The 21,766-nt window shown below is 43.1% G+C and carries 23 protein-coding genes; 5 read left to right on the plus strand and 18 right to left on the minus strand.

Annotated elements, in window-relative coordinates:
- Nucleotides 1-12: 12 nt before the first annotated feature.
- The 15 genes from QM959_RS00990 to QM959_RS01060 all read right to left on the minus strand — a co-directional run bounded on the left by QM959_RS00990 (nucleotide 13) and on the right by QM959_RS01060 (nucleotide 13,260).
- Entirely contained in the window at nucleotides 13-2,409 is a 2,397-nt protein-coding gene (locus QM959_RS00990; protein WP_414370819.1) for a primosomal protein N', read from the minus strand.
- Nucleotides 2,410-2,580: 171 nt separating this feature from the next.
- The gene (gene rpoZ / locus QM959_RS00995) at nucleotides 2,581-2,895 is read right to left on the minus strand and encodes a DNA-directed RNA polymerase subunit omega (RefSeq protein ID WP_414370820.1); all 315 of its coding nucleotides are present in this window, start codon (nucleotides 2,893-2,895) and stop codon (nucleotides 2,581-2,583) included.
- A 24-nt stretch (nucleotides 2,896-2,919) separates the two neighbouring features.
- Entirely contained in the window at nucleotides 2,920-3,546 is a 627-nt protein-coding gene (gmk, locus tag QM959_RS01000) for a guanylate kinase (protein ID WP_414370822.1), read from the minus strand.
- Between the two features lie 136 nt (nucleotides 3,547-3,682).
- Nucleotides 3,683-5,296 carry a ribonuclease Y gene (locus QM959_RS01005; RefSeq protein ID WP_000404936.1) on the minus strand — a complete coding sequence of 538 codons (1,614 nt, stop codon included), beginning with the start codon at nucleotides 5,294-5,296 and terminating at the stop codon, nucleotides 3,683-3,685.
- A 163-nt stretch (nucleotides 5,297-5,459) separates the two neighbouring features.
- A complete protein-coding gene (locus tag QM959_RS01010; protein WP_414370824.1) occupies nucleotides 5,460-6,557 on the minus strand; it encodes a nucleotidyltransferase in 1,098 nt (365 codons plus the stop codon).
- 9 nt (nucleotides 6,558-6,566) lie between these two features.
- On the minus strand, nucleotides 6,567-7,307 hold the full coding sequence (locus QM959_RS01015; protein ID WP_247935265.1) for a class I SAM-dependent DNA methyltransferase: 741 nt from the start codon (nucleotides 7,305-7,307) through the stop codon (nucleotides 6,567-6,569).
- A 109-nt stretch (nucleotides 7,308-7,416) separates the two neighbouring features.
- Nucleotides 7,417-7,770, minus strand: coding sequence for a ribosome silencing factor (gene rsfS, locus QM959_RS01020; RefSeq protein WP_247935232.1), 354 nt, complete (start codon nucleotides 7,768-7,770; stop codon nucleotides 7,417-7,419).
- Nucleotides 7,771-7,782: 12 nt separating this feature from the next.
- On the minus strand, nucleotides 7,783-8,283 hold the full coding sequence (locus QM959_RS01025; protein ID WP_414370826.1) for a cysteine hydrolase family protein: 501 nt from the start codon (nucleotides 8,281-8,283) through the stop codon (nucleotides 7,783-7,785).
- Nucleotides 8,284-8,877, minus strand: a complete 594-nt coding sequence (gene yqeK / locus QM959_RS01030; RefSeq protein WP_414370828.1) for a bis(5'-nucleosyl)-tetraphosphatase (symmetrical) YqeK — start codon at nucleotides 8,875-8,877, stop codon at nucleotides 8,284-8,286.
- Nucleotides 8,877-9,506, minus strand: a complete 630-nt coding sequence (locus QM959_RS01035; protein WP_368909875.1) for a nicotinate-nucleotide adenylyltransferase — start codon at nucleotides 9,504-9,506, stop codon at nucleotides 8,877-8,879. Before QM959_RS01035 ends, yqeK begins: the two co-directional genes overlap by 1 nt.
- Before the next feature lie 51 nt (nucleotides 9,507-9,557).
- A complete protein-coding gene (yhbY, locus tag QM959_RS01040) occupies nucleotides 9,558-9,869 on the minus strand; it encodes a ribosome assembly RNA-binding protein YhbY (RefSeq protein ID WP_000060171.1) in 312 nt (103 codons plus the stop codon).
- Between the two features lie 213 nt (nucleotides 9,870-10,082).
- Nucleotides 10,083-11,189 carry a ribosome biogenesis GTPase YqeH gene (yqeH, locus tag QM959_RS01045; protein ID WP_414370829.1) on the minus strand — a complete coding sequence of 369 codons (1,107 nt, stop codon included), beginning with the start codon at nucleotides 11,187-11,189 and terminating at the stop codon, nucleotides 10,083-10,085.
- Between the two features lie 2 nt (nucleotides 11,190-11,191).
- Nucleotides 11,192-11,719, minus strand: coding sequence for a YqeG family HAD IIIA-type phosphatase (locus tag QM959_RS01050; protein ID WP_414370830.1), 528 nt, complete (start codon nucleotides 11,717-11,719; stop codon nucleotides 11,192-11,194).
- Between the two features lie 14 nt (nucleotides 11,720-11,733).
- A complete protein-coding gene (locus tag QM959_RS01055) occupies nucleotides 11,734-12,642 on the minus strand; it encodes a magnesium transporter CorA family protein (RefSeq protein WP_414370832.1) in 909 nt (302 codons plus the stop codon).
- Between the two features lie 51 nt (nucleotides 12,643-12,693).
- The gene (locus tag QM959_RS01060; protein ID WP_414370834.1) at nucleotides 12,694-13,260 is read right to left on the minus strand and encodes a mechanosensitive ion channel family protein; all 567 of its coding nucleotides are present in this window, start codon (nucleotides 13,258-13,260) and stop codon (nucleotides 12,694-12,696) included.
- A gap of 151 nt (nucleotides 13,261-13,411) precedes the next feature.
- Between QM959_RS01060 and sstT the strand changes: the two genes are divergently transcribed.
- Nucleotides 13,412-14,617 (plus strand): serine/threonine transporter SstT, encoded by a 1,206-nt coding sequence (sstT, locus tag QM959_RS01065; RefSeq protein ID WP_414370836.1) that lies wholly within the window; start codon nucleotides 13,412-13,414, stop codon nucleotides 14,615-14,617.
- Nucleotides 14,618-14,663: 46 nt separating this feature from the next.
- Here sstT and QM959_RS01070 read toward each other — a convergent pair whose 3' ends face one another.
- Nucleotides 14,664-14,855 carry a hypothetical protein gene (locus tag QM959_RS01070; RefSeq protein ID WP_414370838.1) on the minus strand — a complete coding sequence of 64 codons (192 nt, stop codon included), beginning with the start codon at nucleotides 14,853-14,855 and terminating at the stop codon, nucleotides 14,664-14,666.
- 26 nt (nucleotides 14,856-14,881) lie between these two features.
- On the opposite strand from QM959_RS01070, the gene QM959_RS01075 reads away from it, so the two are divergent.
- Nucleotides 14,882-15,835: an aromatic acid exporter family protein gene (locus QM959_RS01075; RefSeq protein ID WP_414370839.1), complete on the plus strand. Its 954-nt coding sequence runs from the start codon at nucleotides 14,882-14,884 to the stop codon at nucleotides 15,833-15,835.
- 442 nt (nucleotides 15,836-16,277) lie between these two features.
- On the opposite strand, the gene QM959_RS01080 is transcribed toward QM959_RS01075, so the two are convergent.
- The gene (locus tag QM959_RS01080) at nucleotides 16,278-17,822 is read right to left on the minus strand and encodes a peptide chain release factor 3 (protein WP_247935241.1); all 1,545 of its coding nucleotides are present in this window, start codon (nucleotides 17,820-17,822) and stop codon (nucleotides 16,278-16,280) included.
- Nucleotides 17,823-18,125: 303 nt separating this feature from the next.
- The gene (locus tag QM959_RS01085; RefSeq protein WP_232610068.1) at nucleotides 18,126-18,200 is read right to left on the minus strand and encodes a hypothetical protein; all 75 of its coding nucleotides are present in this window, start codon (nucleotides 18,198-18,200) and stop codon (nucleotides 18,126-18,128) included.
- Between the two features lie 293 nt (nucleotides 18,201-18,493).
- On the opposite strand from QM959_RS01085, the gene gatC reads away from it, so the two are divergent.
- From gatC to gatB, 3 genes are read left to right on the plus strand one after another with little or no spacing between them, the layout of a single operon-like run.
- Nucleotides 18,494-18,796, plus strand: a complete 303-nt coding sequence (gatC, locus tag QM959_RS01090) for an Asp-tRNA(Asn)/Glu-tRNA(Gln) amidotransferase subunit GatC (protein ID WP_414370841.1) — start codon at nucleotides 18,494-18,496, stop codon at nucleotides 18,794-18,796.
- Nucleotides 18,796-20,262, plus strand: coding sequence for an Asp-tRNA(Asn)/Glu-tRNA(Gln) amidotransferase subunit GatA (gatA, locus tag QM959_RS01095; protein ID WP_414370843.1), 1,467 nt, complete (start codon nucleotides 18,796-18,798; stop codon nucleotides 20,260-20,262). The genes gatC and gatA overlap by 1 nt, the downstream gene beginning before the upstream one ends.
- Nucleotides 20,262-21,704 (plus strand): Asp-tRNA(Asn)/Glu-tRNA(Gln) amidotransferase subunit GatB, encoded by a 1,443-nt coding sequence (gene gatB, locus QM959_RS01100; RefSeq protein ID WP_414370845.1) that lies wholly within the window; start codon nucleotides 20,262-20,264, stop codon nucleotides 21,702-21,704. Before gatA ends, gatB begins: the two co-directional genes overlap by 1 nt.
- Nucleotides 21,705-21,766 lie beyond the last annotated feature (62 nt).

The raw sequence follows: 21,766 nt of genomic DNA on the forward strand, positions 1-21,766 counted from the left end.
ATATTCTCCTTCTTATAAAAATTGCTGTGGCTCATGGTCAATGCTGAGACGGAGCTCACTATTTTCCCTTTCTTGAGTCAAGGCCAAGACCTGATTGAGGGTTGGCTCCAGCTCATCTTCTAAGCGGTATTTAATTAAAATCTGGTAATGATAGAGGTTGTGGGTACGAGCAATAGGTTTGGGCGTTGGCCCTAGAAGGTTACTGGTTTCGGACAAACCTGACCGCAAAATATTCATAACTTCATAAGCACGTTTGACCACCTCTTCTTCTTTCTTGTGAGAAAGGGTAATTCCAATGGTGAAATAGTAAGGTGGATAACCAAGTTGTCGTCTGATTCCCATTTCATAGGCATAAAAGCCTTCGTAGTCTTGATCTTTGGCAAATCTTATAGCATAGTGCTGAGGATTGTAGGACTGAATCAAGACCTGCCCAGCCTTTTCGGCTCGACCTGCTCGACCTGCCACCTGAGTCAATAGTTGGAAGGTTCTCTCTGAAGAACGAAAATCAGGTAAGTTCAAGGCTGTATCCGCATTGAGAACACCAACCAAAGTCACATTTGGAAAATCCAAGCCCTTGGCAATCATCTGGGTTCCAAGTAAAATATCAGCTTCGCCTTTCCCGAACTGATCAAGCAAGGCTTGGTGGCTGCCTTTCTTACGAGTGGTATCCACATCCATGCGCAGAATACGTGCTTGCGGAAAGAGCTCTGCTAGCTCATCGTAAGCCTTCTGAGTCCCTGTGCCATAATAGCGAATACTGCGACTTTGACAGTTTGGACAGACATGAGGAATTTCCTTAGAAAAACCACAATAATGACAGTTCATAGTCTTGGTATCCATGTGCAGGGTAAGAGAAATATCGCAGTTTGGACAGGTATCAACAGTCCCACATTCCCGGCACATAACAAAGCTAGAATAGCCACGGCGATTGAGCATGAGAACCACCTGCTCTTTTTTAGCTAGACGGTCCTGAATGGCTTCTAGCAAAGGGGGCGTAAAATTTGACGTCTCATTCTGTCCTATATAGTCCCGAAAATCAATCACTTGAACCTCAGGGATCGTAGCTAAAGGATTAGCCCGTTGGGTCAGACGTAAGTGTTGATAGACACCTTTTCCAGCCCTCGCACGGCTCTCTAAGCTCGGTGTCGCAGACCCAAGCACCAGAGCCGCTTGATTATACTGGGCCCGTAAAATAGCCACCTCTCGGGCATGGTAACGGGGATTGCTGTCTTGCTTATAAGTCGCTTCATGCTCTTCATCAATAATCATGACACCCAGATTTTTCAGCGGAGCAAAGATAGCCGATCTGGCACCAACAACAACTTGAGCATCGCCACGTTCTACCTTGCGCCATTCATCATACTTTTCACCATTGGATAAGCCTGAGTGAAGAATGGCAACCTTGTCCCCAAAACGTGCTATAAAACGCTCCGTCATCTGAGGAGTCAAGGAAATCTCAGGTACCAGCAAAATAGCTGTCTTGCCCTTATCCAAGGCCCCTTGGATAATCTGCAAGTAAACCTCGGTCTTCCCACTTCCTGTAATCCCTTGAAGGAGGAAGGGTGGCTGATGACTGCCAATCGCACTCACAACCGCATCTCGCGCCTGTCTTTGCTCCGGATTCAACTCCAAAGGTCGACTTGCCTCAATGCCTTCAAAATAAGCAGCCGAGCGTTGAACTTCCTTTTGAACTATGGTAACAGCACCTTGTTCTACAAAGAAGTTGACTTGCTCTCGCGAGTAGGACTCTAACAAACTAGCCAAGGAAGCACTCTCAGGATGAGACAATAAATAGTCTTTCAATTCCAACTTTTTCTTGGCGCGTACAGAAATCTCAACACCCTCTAATTGAGCAAGATTCACCTCATACCAAGATTGGGTCTTGACCTTCTTTTGATCGACTGCCTGATATTCCAGACCAAGCAGACCTTTTCTAGTCAACCGCATCATTTCAGCTTGCTTAGCTAAATCCAGAGAGGAAAAGGCTAGCGAATCTTCAGAACCAAACAAGCGCTCTCGGTCTTCCTGACTTAAACCTTCCTGAGGATAGAGAATCTTGTCATAGCTGGAATTTAGAAATCCCGGCAACATGGCCTTGAGGATGGAGATTTTGTAGGAGAAGACAGATTTGCGGAGCTCCTCAGCCAGCCAGAGTTGTTCTTGCGTGAGAACAGGAGAAAAATCCAGCACCTCGACAATATCTTTTAAATCTTGCTCTATCTCTTCTTCATCTGATTGGGACTCCAAACCAAGAACAATCCCTTGAATCAGGCGATTCCCCTTGCCAAAAGGCACATGAACCCGCATCCCAACTTCCAGCATTCCCTCAAATTCCTCCGGAATCCTATAACTATAGGGCTGGTCTGTCTGCATCAAGGGTACATCTACGATAATATTGGCTATGGTCATCTTCTCACCTCCTCCTTGTCATACTCTTCGAAAATCAAATTCAAACCACGTCAGCGTCGCCTTACCGTACTCAAGTACAGCTTGCGGCTAGCTTCCTAGTTTGCTTTTTGATTTTCATTGAGTATCAGTACGTTCTTGCAATAGAAAAAATAAGATTGAGTCCCCCCAACCTTAAATTTTTTCACCATCTTCTTTTTCTTTAGCGATTTGCTCTTTGATTTTCTTTTCTTCTTCTTCTTTGCGGCGTTTTTCTTCTTCGATACGGCGACGAACAGCTTCGCGTTTTCCTTCTGGATCTGGATGGATGGTTACATTCCCTGATTCAATTTCTTCCAAGGCACGAAGAGTTGATTTTTCAGATTTGAATTCTTGAGTTGGAGGTGCTCCAGCTTCTAATTCGTGAGCACGTTTTGCTAACAAGATTACGAGTGAATATTTTGATGGTACCTTGTCAAGTAAGGTATCAATAGAGGGTTTAAGCATCATTTGTTTGTACCTGTTTTCTATAGTTTATCGAATAGTCGGAGACTTTGGTAGCATATCCTGATAATGACCAATCACGCGGTCTACACGGAAATGTTCTGCTTCAATCACACGTTTTACACGTTCTGCGGCAAGAGGAACATGGTCATTTACAATAGCGTAGTCATACTCACGCATCAAAGCAATTTCTTCCTTGGCTTTTTCGATACGCTGAGCAATCACTTCTGCGCTATCCGTACCACGGCCTACGAGACGGTCTTGCAATTCTTCTAAATCTGGCGGTGTCAAAAAGATAAAGACTGCATCTGGAACTTTTTTCTTGACCTGAAGAGCTCCTTGCACTTCAATTTCAAGGAAGACGTCAATACCCTTATCAAGCGTTTCATTGACATAAGTCAGAGGAGTTCCATAGTAGTTTCCTACATACTCTGCATACTCTAACATTTGTCCTTGACGGATCAATTCTTCAAATTCTTCACGCGTACGGAAGAAATAGTCAACACCATCTACTTCGCCTGGACGTTGTGCCCGTGTCGTCATAGATACTGAATATTGAAATTGATTATCAGAACTCTCAAAAATTTCTCGTCTAACCGTTCCTTTCCCAACTCCAGAAGGGCCTGAAAAAACGATTAGTAAGCCACGGTCTGCCATGATGTCTCCTTTAGATAGTTTGTGAAATGACTTGAAAATTTCTGTAAGATTATATGTCTAAAGCCATTTCTGCACACTACAATCTTTCTATCTAGTGTAACAAAAAAGCAGTAATTTTTCAACTGCTCTTTCTTATTTATTTAGCATAATCTACTGCACGAAGCTCGCGAATCACGGTTACCTTGATATTTCCTGGGTAATCGAGATTATTTTCAATTTTCTCACGAACTTTGTGAGCCAAGATTGTGACTTTGTCGTCTTTGATTTGTCCTGGATTGACCATGATACGGATTTCACGTCCTGCTTGAAGAGCAAAGCTAGTTTGTACTCCTTCAAAGCCGTTCGCAATTTCTTCCAAATCATGAAGACGCTTGATATAGCTTTCAAGAGACTCACTACGAGCGCCCGGACGGGCTGCGCTCAAGGCATCTGCTGCAGCAACGATCACTGCAATCACGCTTTCAGCTTCAACATCGCCGTGGTGGCTAGCAATCGTATTCACCACAACTGGATGTTCCTTGTACTTACGGGCCAATTCCATACCGATTTCCACATGGCTACCTTCAACCTCACGGTCAATAGCTTTCCCGATATCGTGAAGGAATCCTGCACGACGGGCAAGAGCCGCATTTTCACCAAGCTCGCTCGCCATGATACCAGCCAGCTTAGCAACCTCAATCGAATGACGCAAGACATTTTGTCCATATGAAGTACGGAACTGCAAGCGACCCATGATTTTCATCAAGTCTGGATGAAGGTTTGGCGCACCAATCTCATAGGCAGCAGCCTCACCATATTCACGGATTTTATTGTCAATCTCTTGACGGTTTTTCTCAACCAACTCTTCGATACGAGCCGGATGAATACGACCATCCTTGAGCAACATTTCCATGGTCATACGGGCAATCTCGCGACGAATCGGGTCAAATCCTGACAAGGTCACCACTTCTGGCGTATCGTCGATAATCACATCGACCCCTGTCAAACTTTCAAAGGTACGAATGTTACGACCTTCACGACCAATAATGCGTCCCTTCATAGTATCATCCGGCAGATGAACTGTTGAGTTTGTTGACTCCGCTACATATTCACCAGCGATACGTTGCATAGCTTGAACCAAGATGTCCTTGGCCATTTTGTCAGAACGTTCCTTGACCTCTTGCTCAGCTTCGCGAATGCGACTGGCAATCTCCTTGGTCAAGTTCTCCTCTGTCTGAGCCAAGATAATATCTCGTGCTTCTGCCTGAGACAGAGCACCAATACGCTCTAGTTCAGCTTCTTTTTGTCTTTCGACTTCCTCTAATTGCTCTTCACGCGCATCAAGGTTTTTCGCCCTATCAGAAATACTTTGTTCTTTTTGTTCAAGTGTTTGTTCTTTACTCGTCAAATTGTCGTCCTTACGGTCAAGGCTAGTAGCTCTCTCTGTCAAACGACTTTCGATTTGTTTGAGTTCTTGACGTTCTGATTTGAATTCAGCGTCCACTTCTTCACGGTATTTTCTGGCTTCTTCTTTGGCCTCCAATAGTGCTTCTTTTTTAAGAGACTTGCTTTCACGTTTGGCTTCATTAACAAGTAAATCCGCTTCACGCTCAGCTTGTCCACGTAAATTAGTTGCTTCTTGTTCAGCATTTAAAAGCATCAACTCCGCAGCTTCCTGAGATGATTTCATCTTGGCTGAGATGCTGACATATCCAATGACTAAACCAATGATGACGGCAAAAACAGCAATCGCAAGCGACATGATTTCCATGTTTTTACCTCATTTTATTGTTATTCCGAATGACATACATTCTTTTACATTCTACCATAAAAAAGTGATTTTCACAAACCTAAAATAGAATATGTTTTTGGGAATTTATAATACATTCACTAAAATAAACTTGTTGTTTAGAAAAGCCTACCTTTCAGTAGACTTAGTTTGATTCTATTCTAATGGGTACTCTGCCGAAATTCTGTTCTGCTATACTCGGGTGTCCTAGTTGGTAGATTTGATCTGCCTTTTGGGTCACGGCATCCCATGTTTTTTTTCCAATTCGGCTGACTAGATTGACCTGCTCTTTCAAAGACTTGAGATGCTGTCTACCATTATCGGTAAAGCCAAGGACATGAATGGCTTCTGGCAAGTCACTTTCTCTGGCCTGCACTAGGATATAGGTCAAGAGGCGTCTGACACGCGCCTTGGTATAGCGTTTGGTCGCAACCTCCTCGACCAATTCTTCCACAGACTGGGCTGTCTTGATAGCTTCCTTGATACGCACAGCCATTTCTTGATTGACCTGATAGATGATGGTTAGGTCTGGATTTGACAAAATTTGATAGCGTAAAAGTGGAAAATAATCTTTCCAGCTCACCTTACTGGCCTGCTCAAAGAGTTCAACAGAGGGCATAAAGCGTTCTAAGAAATCTTGGTCTGACTGATGCTGACGCAGAGCTGTCGCCGAGGCAAAATCCACATCCTTATCCACAGAATGATAACCTGCCCCCTGACGCTGAATCGGATGCAGTTTGATGTTTCGTCCAGCAACCGCCTTGGCATAGGCAAGAGCAAGGACATGATTGGGCGTATCACCCGAAAAATCAAGACCTGCAAATTCCTTCCACATGGCTTGGGTTTTCTGTGGATAGGAAAGGGAATCAGGCAGATTGTCCACAAATTTCTCCATCTCAGTAGCCTGGTCCGTGTATAAGTCAGCGATTTTCTGGTAATCCAGAACTTCCTCTGTCCCAAAGGCTAGAGTATCAATGCCCAAACGAGCCAAGATGTCCACAGCCCCTTGGCCAAAGAAATCTGCTGCCTGAACACTGACTAAAAAGGGCAATTCTACTACCAAGTCTGCGCCATTTTCCAATGCCATCTGGGCTCGTGTCCACTTGTCCACAATTGCAGGCTCACCTCTCTGCATAAAATTCCCTGACATAGCCACGATTTTCAGTCCATCAGCCTGATCTAGCAGGTATTTGTGGCCATTGTGAAAAGGATTGAACTCCGCTATAATACCTGTGATGGTCATGATATTCTCCTACTTCTGTGCCACAAAAAACCAACGGTTGCTAGTTTCTGTTGGCTCCTTGTCCTCAAAGTCCGCATAGAGTTTGAAGGATTTGAAACCAGCCTGTTCCAGCAAAATATCATAGGTTAAGACCTCGTATGTACGCTCCTCATGCACCTCATCGTGACGACTAAAGGATCCGTCTGCTTCCTTGATAAAGAAAGTCAGTTCATGCACGATAGAGTGAGGGGCTTCGTCCTCATAAGTATCCCAAAGCATAGCAAAGTCTTCTGCATTTTCATGATAGGAATAACCTGGAAAAACGTCGTCAGTCTGGTAAGTCGAATGCACATCAAAGATAAAAACACCATCTTCATTTAAGGCATTATAGACTTCTTTAAAAACGTCCCCTACTTCCACCTCATCCTGCATGTAACAGATTGAGTCCGAGTAACACGTGACAAAATCGTATTTACCTGCCTTGGACAAATCCAGCATATTGCCTTCAATAAAATCAATCTTTTGCTTGGCTGAAGCTGCTCTCTTCTCCGCTATCTTTAACATATCCGCGCTCAAGTCCAGTCCAGTTACATCAAAACCTGCCTGAGAAAAGCGCACAGACTGAATACCTGTCCCACAAGCCAACTCCAAGAGTTTCTTTCTCTCCTTAGTCTTTGGCAAATGACGGAGGGAAAAATCCGTCCATTTATCGTATAAACTATCGTCCATCACAGCATCATAAACAGCCGCAAAGGTTTCATAAGTCGCCATAATCATGCTACTAAGAGCTCCATGGTAAACACCACTAGCCCTTACCTTTCTATCCATTTTTTCTAAAATAAGCAAATAAAACCCAGTTGACTACAACTGAGTTCATCTTCTAGGCCAAAGCTTCTGAAATGTCTACTGAATCCGCCTCATGCCATAGTTTTTCAAGGTTATAGTGGGCACGCATTTCTTCTGAGAAGATATGCACAACGACACTGCCGAGGTCTAGCAAGACCCAACCTCCAGCTGCATCGCCTTCGACATGGCTGCCTTTAAAGCCTGCTTCAGCTACTTTTTCACGGATATTGTCAGCGATAGCGTCCAACTGACGGCTATTCATCGAGCTAGTAATGACAAAGTAGTCCGTCACGCTGGTCAAATCTTGTACGTCAAGTGCAAGGATATCTTCCGCACGTTTCTCATCAGCCGCCTTCACGACTAGTTCTAGTAATTCTTTTTCTTTCATTTAATCCTCTTTCTAGAAAATATGTTTGTAATCTAGGACATCTGCAAAGCGCCCCTCCCAAATGCCCTCATAAAATTCATTTATCGTTTCTGCTGGAATGTCATCGCCATCAAACGTTGTGCAAGTTCCTTCTGGAATAATAAGCTGATAGCCATATTCAAAGGCAACCTTGACAGAGGTATCCACACAATATTCTGTCTGCATACCACATAAAACTAATTTTTCAATCCCCTGTTTATCCAAGTATTCTTTTAAACCAGTTTCTTTGAAAATACTGTTATACTTCTTCTGAAAGACCTTTTCATTAGGTTTTCGACTTAAAAACTCAGATAACTGCCAATCTTCTGATGTTTGAGCTTCAGAGTTCTCAATATGTTGAACATAGATAATTTCGATATTCTTGCTTCTAGCCTGGTTTTGTAAATAAGAAATTTTTTCCAATAGACTTTTTGTCTGAAACCCAGTTTCCACTAAAATATTCTGAACATCAATGATTATAAAAGCCGTCTTCATTTAGTCCTCTTTCAAATAGTGCACATAAGCGTTATAGGTTTCAAGGGTTTGGGGATAGACGGGAAATCCCTGATGAGCTAGATGCTCCACGGTACGAGCTGTTTCGTAGGCAACTGCCTTATTGAGCGATAGCTCAGCAATCTCACGCGCCTCATCCACTCCTGGAAAGGCACGATTGTGCTCGATATAGTCTGCGACGTAGATAACCTTGTCAAGGTCTGTCATCTGACTCGCTCCTACTGTATGAATTTCAATGGATCGCAGGATTTCAGAATCATGCAAATCCAAATCTTCCTGAATTTTGTAGATACCGACCATACCATGCCAAACATTATTGCCCCAGTTTTTGAGGTCAGGATCTAGCTGATAACGGTCAATCAAGTCTAGAAATTCTTGATCTGATAGCTTTTTAGCATAGTCATGAAGGAGACCTGCTAGACCTGCTTTCTCGGCATCCACTCCAAATCGTTCTGCAAGTTCAATGGCTGCGCGCTCTACACCCAAACAATGGGTCAAACGTTTCTCGGGTAGAAGCTCTGCCATTTTTTTCAATAATTCCTCACGGGAACAGTTTATATAGTCCTGGTATGCCATCAGTAAAGCCCTTCTTTCTCGATATAGTCTAGTACAGGCTTAGGTAGGAGAAAGTTAGGTGTTCGTCCTTGAGCGATAAAGTCACGCACCATACTAGATGAAATATCCATGAGGGGCACATCCACCCAGATGACTGGATAAGAAGTCCCTGCTTTGTAACGTGGGCGCTGAACTCCCACAAACTGAACTAGTTCCACCAACTCATCAATTCGGTACCATTTAGGCAGATAGTCTACCATATCGGCACCGATAATGAAATAGTAATCTGTATCTGGATTCTTCTCTGTTAGAAGCTTCATGGTGTCGTAGGTGTAAGAAATCCCCTTACGCTCTAGCTCGATGGTCTCAATAGCTAGACCCTCAACCCCATCAATCGCCAATTCTAACATCTTGAGGCGATGGTGCTCAGGGATGGTTTCCTTTTTATCTACGTGAGGTGGTTGGTATTCGGGCATGAGCAAAACTTGATCCAATCCCAACTGTTGGCGCACTTGATCTGCAACAATCAGATGGGCATTATGAACGGGATTAAAATTCCCTCCTAAAATACCGACTTGTTTCCGTTTTTTATCCTTGATTTCTGGCTCTAACTCCACTTTCGTAAAGGGAGTTAATAATTCGATTGCCATAGGTTAATCTCCTTTACTCTTCTGTAAAAACAGTTTTTGGGAGTGTCATTCTTAGATTTCTTTAACTTTTTTAGAAATCTTGCGATTTTCTTTCTTGCTGGATTGTTTATACAAAATCAAGATGCGTCCGATTTTTTGAACTGTATCCACGCCGATTTCTTCTTCCAAGATTTCAGCTACTTCGTGGATATTTTCATCTGTGTTTTGCAAGAGAGTAACCTTGATCAATTCACGAGCGTCAAGAGCCTGACGAACACTGGTTTTGATTTGGTCGTTGAGGCCATTCTTCCCGATTTGGATGATGGGTTTGAGGGTGTGTGCCTGGCTGTTGAGGAAGGCACGTTGTTTTGATGTTAATGACATATTTCATTTAAAAGAGTTTCTTTTTATACTTTTCTGAAGTGGTGACGGACGTCAGCAAAGTCCTTCGGACTTTCATGACTAAAATTTGAGCCTAAGGTTTCAGATTTTCCGTTGTTGGTACAATTTCTTGTACCAACTGCCACCACGGCGAAAAGTATTCGTTATGGGCTCGCAATGCTCGCCCGAATTCAGATAACCCTTTCCTTTCTGTGTTTAAATAATTGCTTTGCGTGTGACGACGGCGACGCCTTCTGGTGCCCAGACTGCTACTTTGGCGGTACCTGTTACGCGAATCCAGCCTAGTCCTGAGATGACTAGGTCTGTCTTATCCTTGATGTTAAAGACATGTTGGATTAGTTTTGGAAAATCTTCTTTTTCCTTGCTATTTGGTGGTGTTAGGAGGGTTCCAAGGTGCTTGTCGTAAAAGGCACTAGCTCCTTCTAGCTTGGTACGATGGAGTTTGAGTTCATTATCAAAGAAGGCAGTGAAACCTTGCTTCTCACCTGCAATGAAGTCAAAGCGTCCTAGACCTCCTAGAAACAGGGTTTGATCTGGATTGAGCTGGTAGGTTTTAGGTTTGATTTCCTTTTTAGGACTGACATACTTGAGATTTTTGGCTGTCAAGTAGTGAGCCATCTGGTGACGGTGGATGATTCCCGGTGTGTCGTAGATATACGAACCGTCGTCAAGCGGAATCTCAATCTTGTCCAAGGTTGTCCCTGGGAAGCGCGAAGTCGTAATGATATTCTGGTCACCCGTAATTTCCTGGATAATAGCATTAATAAGAGTTGATTTCCCAACATTGGTTACCCCAACGACATAGACATCACGGCCCTTACGGTAATGTTCAATCTTGTCAATGACTTCCTTAATGGCATGTTTGTTTTGTGCCGAAGTTAGGACGACATCGACTGGACGAAGGCCCTCATCGTGGGCACGCTCCATCAACCACTGGCTAATCTTGCCCGGTTTAACAGACTTGGGCAAGATATCTTTTTTATTTCCCACTAAGAGGACATCATTGCCCGAAACGAAACGTGGTAAACCTGGGATGACAGAACCGTTAAAGTCAAAGATATCAATAACATTGACCACCAAGGCATCACTGTCCCCCACCTCGTGCAAGAGCTTGAGGAAATCATTGTCCGTCAACTGGACATCTGTGATTTCATTGTAGTGGCGGAGACGGAAACAGCGTTGGCAATAGACTTCGCCAGTCTCCAAACCTTTTTCAAGTGCCGACTGGGGCGTAAAACCAAGACCAGCCTTGTCTGTCGTCTGAATGGTTGCTCCACAACCAATACAGAGAATTTCTTCCATAGTTAAATTCCTTTTTTATATGTAATCGGTCCGTACTTTTCAGTGATTTTTCGCATCATACGACGCTCGCGAGCTCGGTTAATCTGCGTTTTGATCGAGTCATGTTGAACCAAAGGTTTGACCAAGATTGAGCGAATGCCTGCACGGTGGGCTGCCCGAATATCCGTCATAAGTTGGTCACCTACCATGACCACTTCATTTTTCCCATAGTGAAATTCCCTCATGGCACGATCAATCCCAAATGTGAAAGGCTTCAAAGCCCAATAAACATAGTCAATCCCAAATTTCTCAACTGCTCGTTGGACGCGTTTTTTAGTGTTATTTGAGACCACGATGATGCGAATACCCGCGTCCCGAAGGTCATGTAGCCATTGTTTCATCTCTGGCGTCCCATCAGGGTTGTTCCAAGCAATGAGGGTATTATCCAAATCGACCAAAACAGCCTTGATTCCCTGCGCCTGCAAGCTTGGAACTGTCAGATCATAGACTGCTTCCACAGCAAAATCTGGCATGTAATTTTCAATCGCCATTCTGGCTCCTTTTCTTAACTTTTTTTCGCAATTTTCCTTAATAACAATGACAAAACAATACATAAACCTGCACTAGCCAAGCTGATATAGATCCAAGCATGGGGCTCATCTGTTAAAGGTAGGGGAACATTCATTCCGAAAAAGCCTGTCACGACTGCCAAAACGGCTAGCAAGACTGAAATGATGGTCAAGGTTGTCAAATTATCATTCAGATTATTGTTTAGGATGTTGTTGTAAGATGCTGATAGTTGTTGGAGGACTTGAGAAATCAAGTCTGTCATGGACACCAGTTGATGAGCCTCAATCATGGCATCATCAAACTGCTCTCTCTCAATCTCGTTAAAACTGCGATAGAGGGCATGCCCTTGGATATGTTCCAGCAACATGCGATTTTGCTTGGCAGCCGCAGTAAGATAAACCATACCAGTTTCCAAGTCGGAAAGAGCAAAGAGGTTTTTCTTAGTCGTTCGCTGACGCAAGAGACCATTGACCTCGTCCTTACTCTTATCCATCTGCTCGATGACAGGGTAGTAGGCATTACTGATGATCTCCAGACTGGCAAAGAGAAACTTGTAAATCGAAAGCATATCATGACTGTCCAGATAACGAGTCATCTGTTCAATGACATAGGCGTTCTTGGTATTACTGATGGTAATCAGGCGACGATGTTCCACGATAAAGGTCATGGGAAAGGCTTCATAGTATGCCTTATCCTTTTTCAAGTCCAAGACATTGTAGATAAAGGTCACCGTTCCATTTTCACGGTGATAATCCATGTGGGCACGCTCATTTCTATCCAGTGCGTATTCGATGGTTTCCTTGTCCAAACCGTAGATTTCAGAAAGGTCCTCTAGTTTTTTCAACTTGTCCAAATCTAGGTTAATCCAGGTACAACCATTGCCCAACTGTTTTTCTAAAAACATCTTTTCTCCTTTACCAAACTCTTTCCATTATACCATAAATCTACTAAAATTTCAGACCTGGTCTGTCCGAGAGAAATTGCTGACGACGGTGATATTCCGATTGGGAACGAAGTGCAGAACCTGGTCTTCTCCTCTGAGTTGAGTTGTTCGAATACCGACGCTGATGACCTTGCCCGATACAGTAATAGGACCATTTGTCAGAACAACCTCATCTCCCACATCCAGTTGACGTTCAAAAAGGATAAAAAAGCCATTGATGACATCAGACAGAAAGCCTTGAGCTCCCATCCCAATAGCCACCCCAGCAATCCCAGCACCTGCCAGCAAACTAGAAACTGGCAAACCTAAAATCGACAAAATGCAATAGAGCAAAAAGAAATAAAGAGTATAATTAAACATATTTTCTAACAGACGTGAGATTGTTTTCTGACGTCCAACATCATGACGAGACATTTTTAGAGAAGGTTTGACAATTCTCTGCACCATGGTATGGAGCAATTTCTTAGCTATATAGAAAAGTAAAAATAGAAATAACAGAGAAATTAACTTTGTTAGGATATTCTCAATAATCGTTGTTATATCAAGCTTATTGAGGTAGGTTTGAAAAAATTCTTGCATAGAAAACTCCTTTCATTTATTATACCATACTTTCACAAGTGATGAATCTCCATAAATATTCAAAAATAATTTCAAAAATAGACAGAAAATTCTTGATTTTAGTTCATATTTATACTATAATCATAAACATTACACAATAAAGGAGATTGTTATGAAAAAATTCATTCATGCTTGGAATAAGGCAAGCCTGATCAAACGGATTTTGATTGGCATGCTTCTTGGAGGAATCCTTGGACTGACGTTTCCTACTGTTTCAGGAATTGGTCTACTTGGAGATCTCTTTGTTGGTGGTCTAAAAGCCATCGCACCAATTCTGGTATTTGCCCTCGTTGCTAACGCCCTTTCCCAACATCAAAAGGGCCAAGATAGCAATATGAAAACCGTTATCTTTCTTTATTTAGTGGGAACCTTTGCAGCGGCACTTGTGGCTGTCTTTGCTAGTTTCATCGTTCCAGTTGAAATTACCTTAAATAGTGTCAATACAGAAATTACACCACCAGATGGGATTGGCCAGGTCCTCAGCAACCTTTTACTCAAACTAGTTGACAATCCAGTCAATGCCCTCATTACTGCCAACTACATTGGTATTCTATCTTGGGCAGTTATTTTTGGGATTGCCATGAAAGAGGCCAGCAAAAACAGTAAAGAATTGCTAAAAACCATGGCTGATGTGACTTCTAAAATTGTCGAATGGATCATCAACCTAGCTCCATTTGGAATCCTTGGCCTTGTTTTCAAAACTATCTCTGATAAAGGAATCGGAAGTCTAGCTAACTATGGAATCTTACTTGCCCTCTTGGTGACAACCATGTTCTTTATAGCTCTAGTAGTCAATCCACTAATTGCCTTCCTCTTTATGAAGAGAAATCCTTATCCTCTCGTTTGGAAATGTTTGCGTGTCAGCGGTGTAACAGCCTTCTTCACTCGTAGTTCTGCTGCCAACATCCCTGTCAACATGAAACTATGCCATGATCTTGGACTCAACCCAGATACCTATTCAGTTTCTATCCCACTTGGATCTACTATCAACATGGCAGGAGCAGCGATTACCATTAACGTTCTAACCCTTGCTGCAGTAAATACTCTTGGAATTCCTGTTGACTTTGCTACAGCCTTTGTCCTTAGTGTAGTCGCAGCTATCTCAGCCTGTGGTGCTTCTGGTATTGCCGGAGGGTCCCTCCTTCTTATCCCAGTTGCTTGTAGCCTTTTTGGTATTTCTAACGATATTGCCATGCAAGTTGTCGGTGTTGGATTTGTGATTGGAGTTATCCAAGACTCATGTGAAACAGCTCTTAACTCTTCTACAGATGTCCTCTTTACTGCCGTTGCCGAATACGCAGCAGCCCGCAAAAAATAACTCATAAAGACAAGCCTACTTCGGTCTTGTCTTTTCCGCTTTTATTCTAATACTCTTCGAAAATCTCTTCAAACCACGTCAGCTTCACCTTGCCGTAGGTATGGTTACTGACTTCGTCAGTCTTATCTACAACCTCAAAACAGTGTTTTAAGCTGACTTCGTCAGTTCTATCTGCAACCTCAAAACAGTGTTTTGAGCAGCCTGCGGCTAGATTCCTAGTTTGCTTTTTGATTTTCATTGAGTATAACTTACTAGGAAATTCTTATGTCTATTAGCCAACGTACGACAAAACTCATCTTAGCTACCTGTCTTGCCTGCCTTCTTGCTTATTTTCTCAATCTTTCTTCAGCTGTCTCGGCTGGAATTATTGCTCTTTTAAGCCTCTCTGATACACGTAGAAGTACTTTAAAACTGGCCCGCAATCGTCTTTTTTCAATGCTTCTCGCTCTGGCTATCGGTGTTTTGGCTTTTCACTTGAGCGGATTTCATATCTGGAGCCTTGGCCTCTATCTTGCCCTATACGTTCCTCTGGCCTATAAGATGGGCTGGGAAATTGGCATCACACCAAGTAGCGTTTTGGTTAGCCATCTCTTGGTACAAGAATCAACCTCTCTAGATCTCCTAGTCAATGAATTCCTTCTCTTTGCTATCGGTACAGGATTTGCCTTACTGGTCAATCTCTATATGCCTTCACGAGAAGAGGAAATTCATCACTACCACATATTAGTAGAAGAAAAGTTAAAAGATATCCTCCAACGCTTCAAATATTATTTATCCAGAGGGGACGGACGCAATCGAGCACAGCTGGTTGAAGAATTAGACACCCTTTTGGAAGAAGCCCTCAGACTGGTCTATTTGGATCACTCTGACCACCTCTTTCACCAAACCGACTACCATATCCACTACTTTGAGATGAGACAACGACAAAGTCGTATCCTGCGAAACATGGCCCAGCAGATCAATACCTGTCACCTAGCTGCCAGCGAAAGTCTGATTTTAGCGCAACTCTTTTCAAAAATTGCAGGTCAACTAAGCCAGACCAATCCTGCTTCTGATTTGCTAGATGAAATCGAACGCTATCTAGAAGTCTTTCGGAACCGCAGTCTACCCAAGACAAGAGAAGAATTTGAAACCCGTGCCACCCTTCTTCAACTCCTCCGTGAAGCCAAAACCTTCATCCAAGTAAAAGTTGATTTTTACCAAAAATACGGACAGTAAAAAAGAAAACTTCAGACCAATCACAAAAGGTGAATATCTGAAGTTTTCTTTTATTTGTAAGTTATTACCATAAATGTTAATAATAGGACGAACAAGGTCTAATATTCAACATCTTTTTATAAAAGGCTAAGGTAAAACCCTACATACTTTGCTATCTTATTATCCACTACACAGAGTTTGGCAAATCGATTCCATTTGCCAAACTCAGCTAGCAAGGCAGTTACCCTTTTTTATCTATTACGACGGAAAAATCCACGAATCGATAATATTCGTGGATTTTTCCTAGTGAAGCGTTTAGGTAAGCCGATTGTTACACTACGACACGCAGTTTGGCAAATCGATTCTATTTGCCAAACGTAGTTAGTAAGGCAGTTAGCTAGTTCGCCAAATAGCGACTAGCGTCCAACAATTAGGAACTTTAGTTCCAGTTGTTGGTACTGAGTTACATCTTCTCTTCCAACTCTACGTCTGGATACTTGTCCGCAAACCAGCGGAGGGCAAAGTCATTTTCAAAGAGGAAGACCGGTTGATCAAAACGGTCTTTGGCCAAGATATTTCGGCTTGACGACATGCGTTCATCCAAGTCCTCAGGCTTGATCCAACGAACAGTCTTTTTACCCATCGGGCTCATAACTACTTCCGCATTGTACTCGCCTTCCATACGGTGCTTAAAGACTTCAAACTGGAGTTGACCTACCGCTCCCAGCATGTACTCACCTGTTTGGTAATTTTTATAAAGCTGAACAGCACCTTCTTGCACCAATTGCTCGATACCCTTGTGGAAGGATTTTTGCTTCATGACATTCTTAGCAGAAACTTTCATGAAAATCTCAGGTGTAAAGGTTGGCAGGGGTTCAAATTCAAACTTGTTTTTTCCAACCGTCAAAGTGTCCCCAACCTGATAAGTACCTGTATCGTAAACCCCGATGATATCTCCTGCTACCGCATTGGTCACATTCTCACGACTTTCAGCCATAAACTGAGTGACATTCGACAGTTTGGCACCCTTACCAGTACGAGGAAGATTGACACTCATACCACGCTCAAATTCACCCGATACGATACGGACAAAGGCGATACGGTCACGGTGACGAGGGTCCATATTGGCTTGGATTTTAAAGACAAATCCTGAGAAGTCCTTGTCGTAAGGATCCACAATTTCTCCGTCTGTTTTCTTGTGTCCATGTGGTTCTGGAGCAAACTTGAGGAAGGTTTCAAGGAAGGTCTGCACACCAAAGTTTGTCAAAGCTGAACCGAAGAAGACTGGCGTCAATTCTCCAGCCAAAATAGCTTCCTCTGAAAACTCATTCCCAGCTTCATTTAACAGTTCGATATCATCCTTGACTTGCTCGTAGAAAGGATTGCTGCCAAAAAGTTTATCCCCATCTTCCAGACTAGCAAAACGCTCATCTCCTTTATAGAGCTCCAAACGTTGGTTATAGAGGTCATACAAGCCTTCAAAGGCTTTCCCCATCCCGATAGGCCAGTTCATCGGGTAGCTAGCAATGCCCAAGACTTCTTCCAATTCCTGCAAGAGATCTAGTGGTTCACGACCATCACGGTCCAGCTTGTTCATAAAGGTAAAGACCGGAATGCCACGATGTTTCACAACCTCAAACAATTTCTTGGTTTGGGCCTCAATACCCTTGGCAGAGTCCACTACCATAACCGCAGCATCCACCGCCATCAAGGTACGATAGGTATCCTCTGAGAAGTCCTCGTGCCCTGGAGTGTCCAGGATATTGACTCGTTTACCATCATAGTCAAACTGCATCACAGATGAGGTTACCGAGATCCCACGTTGTTTCTCGATATCCATCCAGTCAGACTTGGCAAAGTTTCCTGTCTTCTTTCCTTTTACAGTACCAGCCTCACGAATTTCTCCCCCAAAGTAGAGCAACTGCTCAGTAATGGTCGTTTTCCCCGCGTCCGGGTGAGAGATGATGGCAAAGGTTCGACGTTTCTTAATTTCTTCTTGAATATTCATAAGTTCTCTTTCTTTGATTCTCTATTTTAAGTTGTTTCAATAGCTAAGAATGATTTTTACATTGGATTTTACCATTCCTTTCAACACTCCATTATATCGGATTTTAGCATTTTTTTCAATTTCTATTTTATATAAGACACTGCTAGAGTAGAACAATTCCACTTGCAATTTTTAAAATAAATGTTACAATGAATATAGATAGAAAAAGGTGTTGCGTCAACAACACCCTACAAAGCCGTTTAAGACGGTGGCTGTAATTACATAACTAAAAAATAGCTCGTTAACTCGCCAAAGTTAGGACGGCTATTTTTTTGTCTCTTTTACCAATTCAAGGATGAACTTCAGGAGCGTGATAACAAAGTTACCAGCTACAAACATGAGCGTCAAAGCCTCAAAGGGTAACAAATCTGGTTACTCCTTTCTACTAAGATTTTACGGGTTCTGCACATAAACATCACCCTCCTTTCGATTTCGTAACCACCGTCTTCACTTCTCTGTTATACCATTGTATCATATAATTTCCCCTTTGAAATCCGCTTTTCAAACAAATCATCATTAAAACACATTCTCTAGCCTCCACATGTCTTTTTTCAGCTTTACCTCCCTTATTTATAGGAAAATATGGTAAAATAGAACAGACTAAAAATCATCATTTCACGAAAGGATGCAAGATGAAAATTACGCAAGAAGAGGTAACACACGTTGCCAATCTTTCAAAATTAAGATTCTCTGAAGAAGAAACTGCCGCTTTTGCGACTACCTTGTCTAAGATTGTTGACATGGTTGAATTGCTGGGCGAAGTTGACACAACAGGTGTCGCACCAACTACAACTATGGCTGACCGCAAAACTGTACTTCGCCCTGATGTGGCTGAAGAAGGAACAGACCTTGAGCGCCTGTTTAAAAACGTACCTGAAAAAGACAACTACTATATCAAGGTGCCAGCTATCTTAGACGACGGAGGAGATGCCTAATGACTTTCAACAATAAAACCATTGAAGACTTGCACAATCTCCTTGTTTCTAAGGAAATTTCTGCAACAGAATTGACCCAAGCTACGCTTGAAGATATCAAGTCACGCGAGACAGCTATTAACGCTTTTGTTACAATCGCTGAAGATCAAGCTCTTGCTCAGGCTAAAGCTATTGATGAAGCTGGAATTGACGCTGATAATGTCCTTTCAGGAATTCCCCTAGCTGTCAAGGATAACATCTCCACAGATGGTATTCTCACAACTGCTGCCTCAAAAATGCTCTACAACTATGAGCCAATCTTTGATGCGACAGCCGTTTCCAATGCAAAATCTAAAGGTATGATCGTCGTTGGAAAGACCAACATGGACGAATTTGCCATGGGTGGATCAGGTGAGACTTCTTACTATGGTGCTACTAAAAATGCTTGGGACCACAGCAAGGTTCCTGGTGGATCATCAAGTGGTTCAGCAGCTGCTGTAGCTTCTGGACAAGTCCGTTTATCACTTGGTTCTGATACTGGTGGTTCTATCCGCCAACCTGCTGCCTTCAACGGGATTGTTGGTCTCAAACCAACCTACGGAACGGTTTCTCGTTTCGGTCTCATTGCCTTCGGTAGCTCTCTAGACCAAATCGGACCTTTTGCACCAACTGTTAAGGAAAATGCCCTCTTGCTCAACGCTATTGCCAGTGAAGATGCCAAAGACTCCACTTCTGCTCCTGTCCGTATTGCCGACTTTACTTCAAAAATCGGGCAAGACATCAAGGGCATGAAAATTGCTTTGCCTAAGGAATACCTTGGTGAAGGAATTGACCCAGAAGTTAAGGAAACTATTCTGAATGCTGCTAAGCACTTTGAAAAACTTGGTGCTATCGTTGAAGAAGTGAGCCTGCCTCACTCAAAATACGGTGTTGCCGTTTACTACATCATCGCTTCATCTGAAGCTTCATCAAACTTGCAACGCTTTGACGGTATCCGTTACGGCTACCGCGCAGAGGATGCAACCAACCTTGATGAAATCTATGTAAACAGCCGTAGCCAAGGTTTCGGTGAAGAGGTGAAACGTCGTATCATGCTAGGTACTTTCAGCCTTTCATCAGGTTACTATGATGCTTACTACAAAAAGGCTGGACAAGTCCGTACCCTCATCATCCAAGATTTCGAAAACGTCTTTGCAGATTACGACTTGATTTTGGGACCAACTGCTCCTAGTGTTGCCTATGACTTAGATTCACTCAACCATGACCCCGTTGCTATGTACTTAGCTGACCTTTTGACCATCCCTGTCAACTTGGCTGGTCTACCAGGAATTTCGATTCCTGCTGGATTCTCTCAAGGTCTACCTGTCGGTCTCCAATTGATCGGTCCTAAGTACTCTGAGGAAACCATTTACCAAGCTGCTGCTGCCTTTGAAGCAACAACAGACTACCACAAACAACAACCCGTGATTTTTGGAGGTGACAACTAATGAACTTTGAAACAGTCATCGGACTTGAAGTCCACGTAGAGCTAAACACCAATTCAAAAATCTTCTCACCTACTTCTGCCCACTTTGGAAATGACCAAAACGCCAACACTAACGTGATTGACTGGTCTTTCCCAGGCGTACTGCCAGTTCTCAATAAAGGTGTTGTCGATGCCGGAATCAAGGCTGCTCTTGCCCTCAACATGGATATCCACAAAAATATGCATTTTGACCGCAAGAACTACTTCTACCCTGATAATCCAAAAGCCTACCAAATTTCTCAGTTTGATGAGCCAATCGGCTATAACGGTTGGATTGAAGTCGAGCTAGAAGACGGTACAACTAAGAAAATCGGTATCGAACGTGCCCACCTAGAGGAAGACGCTGGTAAAAACACCCACGGTACTGATGGCTACTCTTATGTTGACCTCAACCGCCAAGGGGTGCCCTTGATTGAGATTGTATCTGAAGCCGACATGCGTTCGCCAGAAGAAGCCTATGCTTATCTGACAGCCCTCAAGGAAGTCATCCAGTACGCTGGTATTTCTGACGTTAAGATGGAAGAAGGTTCTATGCGTGTGGATGCCAACATCTCCCTTCGTCCTTATGGTCAAGAGAAATTCGGTACCAAGACTGAGTTGAAAAACCTCAACTCCTTCTCAAATGTTCGCAAGGGTCTTGAATACGAAGTCCAACGTCAAGCTGAAATCCTTCGCTCAGGGGGTCAAATCCGCCAAGAAACTCGTCGTTATGATGAAGCTAACAAGGCAACCATCCTCATGCGTGTCAAGGAAGGGGCTGCTGACTACCGCTACTTCCCAGAACCAGATCTACCACTCTTTGAAATCTCAGATGAGTGGATTGAGGAAATGCGTACTGAGTTGCCAGAGTTTCCAAAAGAACGCCGTGCGCGTTATGTATCTGACCTTGGCTTGTCAGACTATGATGCTAGCCAGTTGACTGCAAATAAAGTCACTTCTGACTTCTTTGAAAAAGCTGTTGCCCTTGGTGGTGATGCCAAACAAGTCTCTAACTGGCTCCAAGGGGAAGTCGCTCAATTCTTGAACGCTGAAGGCAAAACTCTCGAACAAATCAAACTAACACCAGAAAACTTGGTTGAAATGATTGCCATCATCGAAGACGGTACGATCTCTTCTAAGATTGCTAAGAAAGTCTTTGTCCACCTGGCTAAAAATGGCGGCGGCGCGCGTGAATACGTGGAAAAAGCAGGCATGATTCAAATCTCAGATCCAGCTGTCTTAATTCCAATCATCCACCAAGTCTTTGCCGATAACGAAGCGGCTGTTGCCGACTTCAAGTCAGGCAAACGTAACGCAGACAAGGCCTTCACAGGCTTCCTTATGAAAGCAACCAAAGGTCAAGCCAACCCACAAGTCGCCCTTAAACTCCTTGCCCAAGAATTGGCCAAGTTGAAAGAAGATTAATATATAAAAAACCAGCCCTGAGGTTGGTTTTTTTGGCTCCCACCATCTTCCAATAACTATTT

Origin of the sequence: Streptococcus mitis (assembly GCF_047459985.1) — a bacterium.
Lineage (GTDB): Bacteria > Bacillota > Bacilli > Lactobacillales > Streptococcaceae > Streptococcus > Streptococcus mitis_DZ.